Source organism: Kineococcus halophytocola (assembly GCF_041276425.1).
Lineage (GTDB): Bacteria > Actinomycetota > Actinomycetes > Actinomycetales > Kineococcaceae > Kineococcus > Kineococcus halophytocola.
The window spans coordinates 122,332-136,109 of record NZ_JBGFTU010000002.1; the positions used below are offsets into that span (position 1 = coordinate 122,332).

At 74.5% G+C, this 13,778-nt stretch carries 8 protein-coding genes; 2 read left to right on the forward strand and 6 right to left on the reverse strand.

Features of this window, described 5'->3' with window-relative positions:
* Window positions 1-41: 41 nt before the first annotated feature.
* Complete coding sequence (gene uvrC / locus AB2L27_RS02340) at window positions 42-2,066, reverse strand: excinuclease ABC subunit UvrC (RefSeq protein WP_370439857.1); 2,025 nt, start codon at window positions 2,064-2,066, stop codon at window positions 42-44.
* Window positions 2,067-2,355: 289 nt separating this feature from the next.
* Between uvrC and wecB the strand changes: the two genes are divergently transcribed.
* Entirely contained in the window at window positions 2,356-3,456 is a 1,101-nt protein-coding gene (wecB, locus tag AB2L27_RS02345; protein WP_370439976.1) for a non-hydrolyzing UDP-N-acetylglucosamine 2-epimerase, read from the forward strand.
* 18 nt (window positions 3,457-3,474) lie between these two features.
* Here wecB and AB2L27_RS02350 read toward each other — a convergent pair whose 3' ends face one another.
* The 4 genes from AB2L27_RS02350 to uvrA form a co-directional block, all read right to left on the reverse strand.
* The gene (locus AB2L27_RS02350) at window positions 3,475-4,866 is read right to left on the reverse strand and encodes an FAD-dependent oxidoreductase (RefSeq protein ID WP_370439858.1); all 1,392 of its coding nucleotides are present in this window, start codon (window positions 4,864-4,866) and stop codon (window positions 3,475-3,477) included.
* Window positions 4,863-6,197 carry a glycosyltransferase gene (locus tag AB2L27_RS02355; RefSeq protein ID WP_370439859.1) on the reverse strand — a complete coding sequence of 445 codons (1,335 nt, stop codon included), beginning with the start codon at window positions 6,195-6,197 and terminating at the stop codon, window positions 4,863-4,865. Before AB2L27_RS02355 ends, AB2L27_RS02350 begins: the two co-directional genes overlap by 4 nt.
* A 13-nt stretch (window positions 6,198-6,210) precedes the next feature.
* A complete protein-coding gene (locus AB2L27_RS02360) occupies window positions 6,211-7,530 on the reverse strand; it encodes a glycoside hydrolase family 127 protein (protein WP_370439860.1) in 1,320 nt (439 codons plus the stop codon).
* A 222-nt stretch (window positions 7,531-7,752) separates the two neighbouring features.
* Entirely contained in the window at window positions 7,753-10,647 is a 2,895-nt protein-coding gene (uvrA, locus tag AB2L27_RS02365; protein WP_370439977.1) for an excinuclease ABC subunit UvrA, read from the reverse strand.
* Window positions 10,648-10,958: 311 nt separating this feature from the next.
* On the opposite strand from uvrA, the gene AB2L27_RS02370 reads away from it, so the two are divergent.
* Entirely contained in the window at window positions 10,959-11,537 is a 579-nt protein-coding gene (locus AB2L27_RS02370; RefSeq protein WP_370439861.1) for a MarR family winged helix-turn-helix transcriptional regulator, read from the forward strand.
* Between the two features lie 81 nt (window positions 11,538-11,618).
* On the opposite strand, the gene uvrB is transcribed toward AB2L27_RS02370, so the two are convergent.
* On the reverse strand, window positions 11,619-13,757 hold the full coding sequence (gene uvrB, locus AB2L27_RS02375; RefSeq protein WP_370439862.1) for an excinuclease ABC subunit UvrB: 2,139 nt from the start codon (window positions 13,755-13,757) through the stop codon (window positions 11,619-11,621).
* Window positions 13,758-13,778 lie beyond the last annotated feature (21 nt).

A 13,778-nucleotide genomic window follows, 5' to 3' on the forward strand; every position in this document is an offset into this window, starting at 1 on the left:
TGGTCACCTGCCGTGCTCTCCTCCCCCGGTCGTGGTGGGGGTCAGTCCAGGAGCTCACCCGTGGCCGTGTTCACGGCCGGTTCGGCCGCGGCGGCGCCCGCGAGCGCCGCGACGACGGCCCGGGCGGTCTTGACGCCCATGCCGGGGACGGCGGCGACCTCGTCCTCGGTGGCGGCGCGCAGCTTCTTGACGGAGCCGAAGTGCTTCAGCAGCGCGCTCCTGCGGGCCTGGCCGAGCCCGGGGACGCCGTCGAGGGCGGAGGTGGTCATGGCCTTGGACCGCTTGGCCCGGTGGTAGGTGATGGCGAAGCGGTGGGCCTCGTCGCGCACGCGCTGCAGGAGGAACAGGCCCTGGCTGGTGCGGGGCAGCACGACGGGGTGCTCCTCCCCCGGCAGCCAGACCTCCTCCAGGCGCTTGGCCAGGCCGCACAGGGCGACGTCGACGACGCCGACGTCGGCCAGGGCGCGGGCGGCGGCCTCGACCTGGGGCCGGCCGCCGTCGACGACGACGAGGTGGGGGGTGTAGGCGAACCGGCGGGGGCGGCCGGTGTCGGGGTCCAGGCCGGCCAGCACCTCCCCGCCGACCGCGCCGGAGGTCTCGACCTCCAGGCCGTCGGCGGTCTCGGTGATGCGGCCGTCCTGCGGCTGTCCCGGTTCGCCGTCCTGCTCGGTGCGCGCCCGGCGGAAGCGGCGCGAGAGGACCTCGCGCATGGCGCGGGTGTCGTCCAGGCCGCCCTCCTCACCGCGCACGGCGAAGCGGCGGTAGTCGCCCTTCTTGGGCAGGCCGTCCTCGAAGACGACCATGGAGGCCACGACGTTGGTCTCCTGGGTGTGGGAGACGTCGTAGCACTCGATGCGCAGGGGGGCCTCGTCCAGGCCGAGCGCCTCCTGCAGCTCCTGCAGGGCCAGGCTGCGGGTGGTCAGGTCCCCGCCGCGGCGGGTCTTGTGGAGGGCCAGGGCCTGGGTGGCGTTGCGGTGCACGGTCTCCATGAGGGCGCGCTTGTCCCCGCGCTGGGGCACGCGCAGGTCCACGCGGGACCCGCGCAGCTCGCTGAGCCAGTCCTCCACGTCGGCCTCGACGGTGGCGGGCAGTTCGGGGACGAGGACCTCGCGGGGGACGCCCTCGCCGGACTCCCCGCCGTAGACCTGCAGGAGGAGCTGCTCGACGAGGTCGGGGGTGGCGACGTCCTGGACCTTCTCGGAGATCCAGCCGCGCTGACCGCGGACGCGGCCGCCGCGGACGTGGAAGACCTGCACGGCGGCCTCGAGCTCGTCGTCGGCGATGGCGAAGACGTCGGCGTCGGTGGCGTCGGGCAGGACGACGGCGGACTTCTCCAGGGCCTTGGTCAGGGCGCCGAGGTCGTCGCGCAGCCGGGCGGCGCGCTCGTAGTCCATCTCGGCGGCGGCGGCCTGCATCTCCCGCTCGGCGCGGCGGACGAACCTGGCGGTGTTGCCGGCCATGAAGTCGCAGAAGTCCTGCGCGAGGTCCTTGTGGTCCTGCTCGGAGATCTTGCCGACGCACGGGGCCGAGCACTTGTCGATGTAGCCCAGCAGGCAGGGCCGGCCGACCTGGCCGGCGCGCTTGAACACCCCCGTGGAGCAGGTGCGCACGGGGAAGACGCGCAGCAGCAGGTCGACGGTCTCGCGGATGGCCCAGGCGTGGGTGTAGGGGCCGAAGTAGCGGGTGCCCTTGCGCTTGGCCCCGCGCATGACCTGCACCCGCGGGACCTGCTCGCCCATCGTGACGGCCAGGTAGGGGTAGGACTTGTCGTCGCGGTACTTGACGTTGAAGCGCGGGTCGTACTCCTTGATCCAGGAGTACTCCAGCTGCAGGGCCTCGACCTCGGTGGTCACGACGGTCCACTCGACGCTGGCGGCCGTGGTGACCATGGTCATGGTGCGCGGGTGCAGGGCGGACAGGTCCTGGAAGTAGTTCGACAGGCGCGCCCGCAGGTTCTTGGCCTTCCCGACGTAGATCACCCGGCCGTGCGGGTCGCGGAAGCGGTAGACCCCCGGTTCGAGCGGGATCTCCCCCGGCTTGGGGCGGTAGGTGGCAGGGTCGGGCACGGCATCGAGGGTAGGTCGCGGCTCCGACACGGGCCCGCCGCCCCTGACCCGCGACGCTGAGCGAGTGGGCAGACACGTTGTGCGACAACACGTGTGCGGGCGCACGACCTCCGTGGTCGGATCGTCGCGAACGGCTCCCCGGACCGGGTCCAGCGCCTACCGTCCGCCTGTGGCCACGCCGACGATCACCCCCGCCAGCACCCCCGCCAGCACCCCCGCGAGCACCCCCCTGCGCCCGGGGTCGTCCCGGGGGACGCCGCCCCGGCTCCGCCGGCCGCTGGGCTTCCCGGTGGGCGACGGTGCTCCCGGTCCCGTCGCGGTCGTCCTCGGCACCCGCCCGGAGGCCATCAAGCTCGCCGAGGTGGTCCGCCGCCTCGGCGCCGCGGGCCTGGTGGTCCACACCGGCCAGCACTACGACGCGACGATGTGGTCCGACGTCACGGCCCAGCTCGGGTTCGCCGCCGCGCCGCTGTCGCTGGGCGTCGGCGGGGGCCCGCGCGGCCGGCAGCTGGGCGGGGCCGTGGCGGCCCTGGACGCCACGTTCGCCGAGCACCGCCCCAGCGCCGTCGTCGTGCAGGGCGACACCACCGCGGCCCTGGCGGGGGCGCTGGCGGCCAACGCCGCCGAGCTGCCGCTCGTCCACGTCGAGGCGGGCCTGCGCAGCTTCGACCGGCGGATGCCCGAGGAGCACCACCGCGTCGTCATCGACCACCTCGCCGACCTGTGCTGCGCCCCGACGCCGACCGCCGTCGCCCACCTGCGGGCCGAGGGCGTCGCCGACGAACGCATCCTGCTGACGGGCAACACGGTCGTGGAGTCCGTCCACCACCTGCTGCCGGACGAGAGCGCCCAGGACGCGGTGCTCGCCCGGCTGGGACTGCCCGCGCAGTACCTGCTGCTGACGGTGCACCGCCCCGAGAACGCCGACCACCCCGACGTGCTGCGGCAGATCCTCACCGAGGTCGCCGGCCTCGTCACCGAGGGGCTGCCGGTGGTCTTCCCGGCCCACCCGCGCACCCTGGCCCGGTTGCACGGCCACGGGCTCAGCGACCTCCTCGACCGCCTCACGACAATCCCCCCGCAGCCCCCGGCCGAGTTCCTCGCCCTGGCGAACCGGGCCCGGCTGATCGTCTCGGACTCCGGCGGGGTGCAGGAGGAGGTCTCGGTCCTCAAGAAGCGGCTCGTCGTGGTGCGCCGCTCGACCGAGCGCCCCGAGGTGCTCGGCACCTTCGCCTCCCTGGTGCCCGCCGGGGTGCGCCTGGGGGCGGCCGTGCGCGCGGCGCTGGCCGAGGACCCCGCCGCGCTGCGCTCGCTGCCCTCGCCCTACGGGGACGGGTCGGCCAGCCGCGTCGTGGTGGAGTCGATCGTCAAGCTCGTCGCGCCGTCCTGAGGCCCGGGCGGCGGGCGCTCAGGCCCCCCGCAGGACGTGCGCACCGGTGCTGCGGCCGGTGAGCAGCGCGTCCTCCTGCCCGTCCCAGTCGTGCGTCCCGTGGCGGCCGACCCGGGTCAGGTTGGTCCAGCGGTCCAGGGCGGCGTCGAGCCCGGCGCGCGCGGCCTCCACCCCGCGCGTCAGCACCGGCACGCTGCGGGGCAGCCGCAGGACGTCGTGGTCCAGGACCCGCACCCGCGGGTCGACCCCGAACACCGGGAGCTCGGAGACCGCGAGCGCGGCGAGCTGGTCGTCGGTGCGCGCCGACAGGTCGTCCTGGCCCGAGCTCCAGAACTCCGCGCACAGGACGGTGTCGGGGGCCCGGCCGAAGGTCTCCGGCCGCCAGGAACGCGTGTTGCTCAGCCGCCCGGTGCGCACCTGCGGGTCGTAGGCGGTGACGTAGTGGGCGTTCTGCCCCACACCTCCCCCGGGCCCGGCGGCGAGCCGCAGGTGCACGAGGTAGGTGTCGCGCGCCGTGAACGCGGGGGCGGCCGCCGGGGTGGGGGTGCTCGTCCCGGTCCCCGGCAGCCAGCGGCGCAGGACGGCGGCGGGGGCGCTGGAGACGACGGCGGAGGCGGCCAGGGTCTGCTCCTGCTCCGGGCCGGTCGCCCCGGCCCGCCCGCAGCGGACACCCGTGACGCGCTCGCCCGCGACGGTCAGGCCGACGACGGGGGTGCCGAGGAGGACGCGGGCCCCGCGGGCGCGCAACCGGCGGGCCAGCTCGTCCCAGACGGCACCGGTACCCGCGCGCGGGGTGAGCAGGTCGACGGGTCCGGTCCACCCCCGGCGCGTGCCCTGCAGCTTGTGGGCGAACGCCGGGGACAGGTCCCGGGGGTGCACGCCGAGGTACTTGCGGCAGTAGGGGACGAACAGGTCGGCCACGACCGCGAGACCGTGCCGGGCGACGAGCGCGTCGTACGCGGAGCCACCGGTCGTGCCGGGTGCGGGCCGGCGGGGCCGCAGGCGGTCCAGGGCGAAGCGGGCCGTGGTCACGGGCCCGGCCGTGCGCAGGACGTCGAGGGGGCGGGGCGGGAACCCGACGACGCGGCCGCGCCACACGGCGGCGCGGACGGCCTCGGTGCGTTCGACGCCGCCCGCGGCGCCGGCCAGGTCGAGCCAGCGGGCCACCGACTCCGGGTGGGAGGAGGACAGGAAGCTGTGCGGGCCGAGGTCGAGGCGGTGGCCCCAGCGCTCGACCGAGCGGCTGAGCCCGCCGACGACGGGGGCCCCGTCGACGACGACGACCCGCCGCCCCGCGTCGAGGAGGTGTTCGGCGGCGGCCAGTCCGGCCGGGCCGGCGCCGATGACGACGACGGGGTCCTCCCCACGGGGAAGACCCGGGCCGCCTGCGGCCACGCTCGGTGCGCTCACCGTCGGCTCCCCTCCCCGTGGTTCCCGGCGGGTCCCGCCGGCGCCGTCCGCGCCGTCCGCGCCGTCCGCGCCGTCCGACCCTCGGGCACGAGGTCGTCCACCACCGCCGCCCAGCGCCGGGTGAGGACCTCGGGGGCGAAGCCGTCCCGGGCCCAGGCGTGGGCCCGGTCCGCCAGTTCGGCGGTGCGGGCCCCGCCGTCGGCGGCCCACCCCTCCAGGGTGGCCAGGACGCGGGCGAGTTCGTGCCCGTCGCTGAACAGCAGCACCTGCCGGCCGTGCTCCACGTCCAGGCCCGAGGCGCCCTGCGGCGTGGTCAGGGGCACCAGTCCCAGGACGGCGGCCTCGACGACCTTGACGGTCAGGCCGAGGGCCTCGCGCTGCGGGGCGAGCAGGAAGGAGTGCTGGACGAGCTCGTCGTGCAGCCGCTCGCGGTCGAAGCTGCCGCGCAGGACGACCGAGGGGGCCTGCACCCGGGCCTTCACCGCGTCGGGGACGGCACCGAAGACGTGGAGCTGCCAGCCGTGCAGGCCGTGGGCGCGCAGGGCCGGTTCCAGCTCCTCGATCCACCAGCGGACGGCCTCCTCGTTGGCGTAGGCCGTCAGGGCGCCGGGGAAGGCCAGGCGGCGGTCCAGGCCCGCCCCCGCCGTCCAGTCGCGGCGGACCGCGGCCGTGACCGCCATCGGCAGCGCCCGCACCGGCGCGCCGCAGCGTGCGGCGAGCCGGGCGGCCTCGGTCGGGGACACGAGGGAGGTGCCGTCGGCGGTGCGGGCCAGGTCGTCCTCGCGGACGCGCAGCCGGCGCGCCTCGGTGGCCAGGACGCGGGCGACGGGGACGCGACGCAGCACCCCGGCGGCCGGCGCCCAGGCGGGTCGCCGGTGCCCCAGGAGCTGGTGCAGGTCCAGGGCCCGCGAGCGCCACAGCTCGTAGCGGTCCGAGAGCAGGTCGTCGAGGTCGACGAACCAGGGCCGGCCAGAGTCCTGCGCGTGGGGCGCGAGGCGCACCCCGTCGGCGACGACGGCGTCGATGCCCTCGGCGGTGACCAGCTCGCGCACGACCCGGGCCACGCGCGGGGACCAGTAGAGCCGTTCGTTCCACGAGCGCAGGCCACGGCGGCGGGCGCCGGGTCCGGCGACCTCCCACCAGCGGACGTCGGGCAGCCGGTGGGTGGCCACGGAACGGTCCACCGGGACCGCCGGGTCGGGACCGCCGACGACGGCGCAGACGACGTCGTGGCCGGCGGCGGCCAGGGAGTCGACGATGGTGCGCAGCACCAGTCCCCGGCCGCCGGCCCCCGCCAGCGGCCGGGTCATGAGCAGCAGGACGCGGGCCACGACGCTCGCCCCCTCAGACCAGGTGGCGCCAGTCGAGGACCGCGGCTCCGCGGCGCTCCCCGGCGGCGAGGACGAGGGCCTGCACGGCGAAGGCGGTGACCCAGACGTTGGCGTGCGGCAGCGGGGTGCCGTCCGTGCCGGCTCCGAAGGCGAACCCGCCGTGGGCGCGGGGCTCCCCGGGGGCGTCGACCTGGTGGGCGAGCAGGGTCGTCACCAGGCGCCGGGCCGCGTGGCCGGCGTGGGCCGAGTGCAGCGCGGCCAGCCGCAGCACCTGCGCGACGCCGTCGAGGCGGGGGTGGCGCACGACGCTGACGTGCCCGTCGGGGGCGTCGCCGTAGCGCCGCGGGGGCAGGCCGTCGCCGTCGGTGGCGGCCAGGGCCCAGAGGGTGGCCCGTTCGGAGGCCTCGAGGAGGTCGCCCCGGCCGGTGGCGGTGCCGACGGCCCACAGCGCCTCGGCGGCGTAGCAGTGCGGGTGGATGTTCGTGGTGCCGGCCGCGGGGTGGGTGACGAAGCGCCCGGAGGGGAGCTGGCGGGTGAGGGCGTCCTCGCAGACGGCCACGGCGGCGCGCGTGTACCGCTGCTCGCCGGTCACGTCGCCCAGCGCGGCCAGGCCGATGCCGATCTTGGCGTGGTGCACGCCGGGGCGGGTGGACCAGTCACCGGCGGCGTCCTGCCAGCGACCGGCCTCGGGGGTGGACGGCCAGGGCTGCACGACGCCGTCGGCGTCGACGTGCCGCAGGAGCCCGTCACCGGTGTCGCGGGCGGTCCGCAACGCGTCCTGGCTGCCGGTGGCGACGTGGTGGGCGACCAGGCCCTGCAGGATGATCCCGGCGTCGAAGGTGTAGAGCCGCGCGGCCTTGCCGGCGAAGCGGCCGGCGGCCTCCTCGCCGTCGGCGGAGGGGGCCAGGCAGCGGAAGGCGCCGGGGACGGGCTGGACGGCGGTGCTGAGCCACTGCACGGCGCGCTCGGCGTCGCCGAGGGCGACCTCCCGCAGCGCGAGGTCGCCCCGCGCGGCCAGCCAGGCGGCGAGGGTGACCTGGTAGCCGGTGACCTCGGCGTACTCGAAGGGGTAGCGGCGGCTGTCGCGGTCGAACCAGGAGTGGTAACCGCCGCCGGCGCTCTGGATCCCCGACTCCTGCAGCCACCGCACCCCGGCGCGGGCCGCGCGCAGGGCGCGGGCCGCCTCGGCGCTGCGGGGACGCGGGAGGACGCCGAGACCGACCGGGCCCGACCCGGTCCCCACGCCGGTCCCCACGCCGCTCCCCACACCGGTCGCCACGCCGGTCTCGACGGTGGGCCCGTGCTGGTCGGTGCTCGTCGGTGTCTGGCTCATGGGTCCCCTCCCGCGCGGGGGCCGTCCATCCCCGTGCGGGCGGCCCGTGATCGCGGCCGAGTGTGGCAGGCCACGGGGCGGTCCCGGAGGCGTTCTCCCGCACCGGTCAGAGACCACCACGAGGAGTCCCCCGCACCTCACCGTCGGTCGTCACCAGACGGGGAAAGACGTACGGAGAGTAGGACGCCCGCGACTCGACGCAGCCGCGGACGTCTCCGAGCGTCAGCTCGCGCGGGCGCGCCGGCGCCGCGTCCCGGTACCGGTGGCCGGGGTCTGCAGGACCTCGGCGAGGAACTGGCCGGTGTAGCTGGCCGGGTCCGCCGCGACCTCCTCGGGGGTGCCGGCGCACACGACGGTCCCCCCGCCGTTGCCGCCCTCGGGACCCATGTCCACGATCCAGTCGGCGGACTTGATGACGTCGAGGTTGTGCTCGATGACCAGGACGCTGTTGCCCTTGTCGACCAGCCCCTGCACGACGCCGAGCAGCTTGCGGATGTCCTCGAAGTGCAGCCCCGTCGTCGGTTCGTCCAGGACGTAGACGGTGCGGCCGTTGGAGCGCCGCTGCAGCTCCGAGGCCAGCTTCACGCGCTGGGCCTCCCCACCGGACAGCGTCGTGGCCGGCTGCCCGAGACGGACGTAGCCCAGGCCGACCTCGGTGAGCGTGCTCATGTACCGGGAGATGGCCGGGACGGCGGCGAAGAAGTCGGCGGCCTCCTCGATGGGCATGTCGAGGACCTCGGCGATGGTCCTGCCCTTGAAGTGCACCTCCAGCGTCTCCCGGTTGTACCGGGCCCCGTGGCACACCTCGCAGGGGACGTAGACGTCGGGCAGGAAGTTCATCTCGATCTTCAGGGTGCCGTCGCCCGCGCACGCCTCGCAGCGCCCGCCCTTGATGTTGAAGGAGAACCGGCCCGGCTGGTACCCGCGCAGCTTCGACTCCGGGGCCGAGGCGAACAGCTTGCGGATGTGGTCGAAGACGCCGGTGTAGGTCGCCGGGTTCGACCGCGGGGTGCGCCCGATGGGGCTCTGGTCGACGTGCACGACCTTGTCGAGGTGCTCCAGCCCCTCCACCGACTTGTGCCGGCCCGGCACCCGGCGGGCGCCGTTGAGCTTGTTGGCCAGCACCGTGTAGAGGATGTCGTTGACCAGGGTGGACTTGCCCGAGCCGGACACGCCCGTCACCGCGACGAGCTGACCGAGGGGGAACTCGACGGTCACGTCCTTGAGGTTGTTCTGCCGGGCCCCGGTCACGACGAGCGTGCGCCCGTCCCGCGGCCGGCGCTGGTCGGGGACCTCGATGGCGCGCGCCCCGGAGAGGTACTGGCCCGTGAGGGACGTCGGGTTCTCCAGCAGCCCCTGCAGGTCCCCGGAGTGCACGACCTCCCCGCCGCGTTCCCCGGCGCCCGGGCCGAAGTCGACGATCCAGTCCGCGACGCGCACGGTGTCCTCGTCGTGCTCGACGACGATGAGGGTGTTGCCCAGGTCCCGCAGCCGGGTGAGGGTGTCGATGAGGCGGCGGTTGTCGCGCTGGTGCAGCCCGATGGAGGGCTCGTCCAGGACGTACAGCACGCCCACCAGGCCCGAGCCGATCTGGGTGGCCAGCCGGATCCGCTGGGCCTCGCCGCCGGACAGCGTGCCCGAGGGCCGCGACAGGGACAGGTAGTCCAGGCCGACGTCGAGCAGGAACCCCATCCGGGCCTGGATCTCCTTGAGCACCTGCCCGGCGATCTTCCGGGCCCGCGGGGACAGCTCCATCGTGTCCAGGAAGCGGGAGCACTCGTCGATGGGCAGCGCGCAGATGTCGGAGATGGAGTGCCCGGCGATCTTCACGGCCAGGGAGGTGGGCTTGAGCCGGGCCCCGTGGCACACCGGGCACGGTGTCTCGCGCATGTACCCCTCGTAGCGCTCCTTGGAGGAGTCCGACTCCGTCTCGGCGTGCCGGCGCTTGACGAACTCCACCACGCCCTCGAAGCCGGTGGAGTACGAGCGTTCCCGGCCCCACCGGTTCTTGTAGCGGACGTGGACCTGGTGGTCCTTGCCGTGCAGCAGGGCGTCCTTGGCGCGCTTGGGCAGCGCCCGCCACGGCGTCGTCATCGAGAACGACAGGTCGTCGGCCAGGGCGGTGACCAGGCGCTCGAAGTAGTCGGCCGACCCCGCCGCCCACGGCGCGATCGCGCCCTCCTGCAGCGACAGGTCCTCGTCGGGGACCACCAGCTCGGGGTCCACCTCGAGCTGGGTGCCGATGCCCGTGCACTCCGGGCACGCCCCGAAGGGGGAGTTGAAGGAGAACGAGCGCGGCTCGATCTCGTCCAGCTCCAGGGGGTGCTCGTTGGGGCAGGCCATCTTCTCGGAGAAGCGGCGCTCGCCCTCGGGGCCCTCGACGTCGACGAGGTCGGCGACGAGCAGGCCCGAGGACAGCTGCAGGGCCGTCTCGACGGAGTCCGTCAGGCGGCGCTTGACGCCGTCCTTGACCACGAGGCGGTCCACGACGACCTCGATGGTGTGCTTCAGGCGCTTCTGCAGCGTCGGGGGGGCCTCCAGCGGGACGACCTCGCCGTCGACGCGGGCGCGGGCGAAGCCCTTGGCCTGCAGCTCGCGGAACAGCTCGGCGTACTCGCCCTTGCGCTCGCGCACCACCGGGGCCAGCACCTGGAAGCGCGTGCCCGGCTCCATCTCCAGGAGCTGGTCGACGATCTGCTGCGGCGTCTGCCGGCCCACCGGCTCACCGCAGACCGGGCAGTGCGGCGTGCCCGCGCGGGCGAACAGCAGCCGCAGGTAGTCGTAGACCTCGGTGATCGTCCCGACCGTCGAGCGCGGGTTGCGCGAGGTCGACTTCTGGTCGATGGAGACCGCCGGGGACAGACCCTCGATGAAGTCGACGTCGGGCTTGTCCATCTGACCGAGGAACTGGCGGGCGTAGGCCGACAGCGACTCCACGTAGCGGCGCTGACCCTCGGCGAAGACGGTGTCGAAGGCCAGCGAGCTCTTGCCCGACCCGGACAGGCCGGTGAAGACGACGAGGCTGTCCCGGGGCAGCTCGACCGAGACGTTCTTGAGGTTGTGCTCCCGGGCCCCGCGCACGACGAGGCGGTCGCCAGAGGCGCGGGCACCGCCCACCGCGCGCGCCGACGTACCCGCCGACGTACCCGCCGACGCGCCCGCCGCCGTCCGGGCCCGGCGGGGGCCACCGCTGCCCTGGGCCGGCACGGCCTGCCCGGCGCTGGCCGAGGGGGTCGTCGAGGGGGTCGTCGAGGGGGTCTTCGAGGGGGTCTTCGAGGGGGTCCGGGATGCCACGGGGCAACCCTAGGCGTCACCTCCGACACGGGCCCGCGCACGAGGTCGGGGCGCCGGACCCGTGAGGACTGCACGGGTGGGCGTCCACCGTTCGGGGGAGGCAGGTAGTTGAGCGTTCTGCTTACCCTCGGCGCATGGCTCCACCCGGATCTGCCCTGCAGGACACGCCCCCCGGCACCCCGGTGGTGACGCCCGAGGCGGCGGCAGCGCACGAGCCGGCGGGGACGCGCTGGCTCGACGACGACGAGCAGGTGACCTGGCGGACCTTCCTGTCGGCGACCCAGCTGCTGCTGGACCGCTTCGACCGGCAGCTGCAGCGCGACTCCGGCATCCTCCTGACCTACTACGAGATGCTCGTCCGGCTCTCGGAGGCCCCCGGCCGCTCGCTGCGGATGAGCGAGCTCGCCGAGTCCTCCCTGTCCTCGCGCAGCCGCGTCTCGCACGCGGTGGCCCGCATGGAGGAGCGCGGCTGGATCCAGCGGCAGGCCTGCCCCACCGACGGCCGCGGCTTCCTCGCCGTCCTCACCGACGAGGGGCGGGCCGCGCTCGCGGCGGCCGCCCCCGGGCACGTGGAGACGGTGCGCGCCACCCTGTTCGACCGGCTGTCCCCCGAGCAGCAGCGGCAGCTGCGCGAGATCAGCACCGTCCTGCTCACCCACCTGCAGGACACCGGCAGCGTCTCCCCCGTCCCGCCGGCCCCCGGAGCGGCCTGAGGGTCGCAGGCGACCCGCCCACCCCGGGTGCCGGCCGGTCAGGAGGGGACGGCCGGCCCCCGGGCGGGGCCGGGGCGGGGCTCAGGCCCCCTGGGCCGCGCGCATCCCCCGCAGCTCCTTCTTCAGGTCGCCCACCTCGTCGCGCAGCCGCGCGGCCAGCTCGAACTGCAGCTCCGCGGCCGCGGAGTGCATCTGGTCGGTGAGCTCCTGGATGAGGTCGGCGAGGTCGGCCTGCGGCATCCCGGCCCGGGGCTCGGGCCCGACCTCGCGACCGACGTTCTTGCCCTTGGCCCCCTTGGCCGGTGCGGGGGCCTTGCCCCGCGACTGCGCGCGCCCGCTGCCGCCCTGCCCGCCCTTGGCCGCGGCGAGGAGCTCGGCGGTGTCGGCGTCCTCGCGGGCGATGAGGTCGGTGATGTCGGCGATCTTCTTGCGCAGCGGCATCGGGTCGACGCCGCGTTCGGTGTTGTACGCGATCTGCTTCTCGCGCCGGCGGTTGGTCTCCTCGATGGCCTCGGCCATGGAGGGGGTGATGCGGTCGGCGTACATGTGCACCTGGCCCGAGACGTTGCGGGCCGCGCGCCCGATCGTCTGGATGAGCGACTTCGATGAGCGCAGGAACCCCTCCTTGTCGGCGTCCAGGATCGCCACGAGGGAGACCTCCGGCAGGTCCAGGCCCTCGCGCAGGAGGTTGATGCCGACGAGGACGTCGTAGTCGCCCTGGCGCAGCTCGCGCAGCAGTTCCACGCGCCGCAGGGTGTCGACCTCGGAGTGCAGGTACCGCACCCGCACGCCCTGCTCCAGGAAGTAGTCGGTGAGGTCCTCGGCCATCTTCTTCGTCAGCGTGGTGACCAGGACGCGCTCGTCCCGGGCCGTGCGCAGCGAGATCTCGTGCAGCAGGTCGTCGATCTGCCCCTTGGTCGGCTTCACGACGACCTCCGGGTCGACCAGGCCGGTCGGGCGGATGATCTGCTCCACGACCCCCTCGCCCCGGGAGAGCTCGTAGTCCCCCGGGGTCGCCGACAGGTAGACCGTCTGGCCCGTGCGCTCGAGGAACTCCTCCCAGCGCAGCGGCCGGTTGTCCATGGCGCTGGGCAGCCGGAACCCGAAGTCGACGAGGGTCCGCTTGCGGGACATGTCCCCCTCGTACATCGCCCCGATCTGCGGGACGGTCACGTGGGACTCGTCGAGGACGAGGAGGAAGTCCTCGGGGAAGTAGTCCAGCAGCGTGTTCGACGCCGACCCCGGACCGCGGCCGTCGAGGTGGCGGGAGTAGTTCTCCACCCCCGAGCAGGCGCCGACCTGGCGCAGCATCTCGATGTCGTACGTCGTGCGCATCCGCAGCCGCTGGGCCTCCAGCAGCTTGCCCTGCTGCTCCAGCTCGGCCAGCCGCTCGGTGAGCTCGGCCTCGATCGTGCCGATGGCCCGTTCGAGGCGTTCGGGCCCGGCGACGTAGTGGGAGGCGGGGAAGACGTAGACCAGCTCCTCCTCGCGCAGCACCTCCCCCGTCAGCGGGTTCAGCGTGTAGAGCTTGTCGATCTCGTCGCCGAAGAACTCGATCCGCAGCGCGTGCTCCTCGTACTGCGGGATGATCTCGACCGTGTCGCCGCGGACCCGGAAGGTGCCGCGGGTGAAGGCCAGGTCGTTGCGGGTGTACTGCTCCACGATGAACTTGCGCAGCAGCTCGTCGCGCTCGATGGTGTCGCCGACCCTGAGGGTCACCATGCGGTCGACGTACTCCTGCGGGGTGCCCAGGCCGTAGATGCAGGAGACCGTCGCGACCACGACGACGTCGCGGCGGGTCAGCAGCGAGTTCGTCGCCGAGTGCCGCAGCCGCTCGACCTCGTCGTTGACCGAGGAGTCCTTCTCGATGTACGTGTCCGACTGCGGGACGTACGCCTCGGGCTGGTAGTAGTCGTAGTAGGAGACGAAGTACTCCACCGCGTTGTTCGGCAGCAGCTCGCGGAACTCGTTGGCCAGCTGCGCGGCGAGCGTCTTGTTCGGGGCCATGACCAGCGTCGGGCGCTGCACCTGCTCGATGAGCCAGGCCGTCGTCGCCGACTTCCCCGTGCCGGTGGCGCCCAGGAGCACGACGTCCTGCTCGCCCGCGTTCACCCGCCGCGCCAGCTCGGCGATGGCGGTGGGCTGGTCCCCGGAGGGGGAGAACTCGGAGACCACCTCGAAGGGGGCCACCCGGCGCTGGAGGTCAGTCGTGGGCCGCATGGGGGGAAGCCTAGGTCGGAC

Excerpts from the sequence above, each read along its gene's own strand:
- AB2L27_RS02360 (WP_370439860.1), bottom strand. The coding sequence starts at position 7,530 with ATGAGCCAGACACCGACGAGCACCGACCAGCACGGGCCCACCGTCGAG.
- AB2L27_RS02370 (WP_370439861.1), top strand. The coding sequence starts at position 10,959 with ATGGCTCCACCCGGATCTGCCCTGCAGGACACGCCCCCCGGCACCCCG.
- uvrB (WP_370439862.1), bottom strand. The coding sequence starts at position 13,757 with ATGCGGCCCACGACTGACCTCCAGCGCCGGGTGGCCCCCTTCGAGGTG.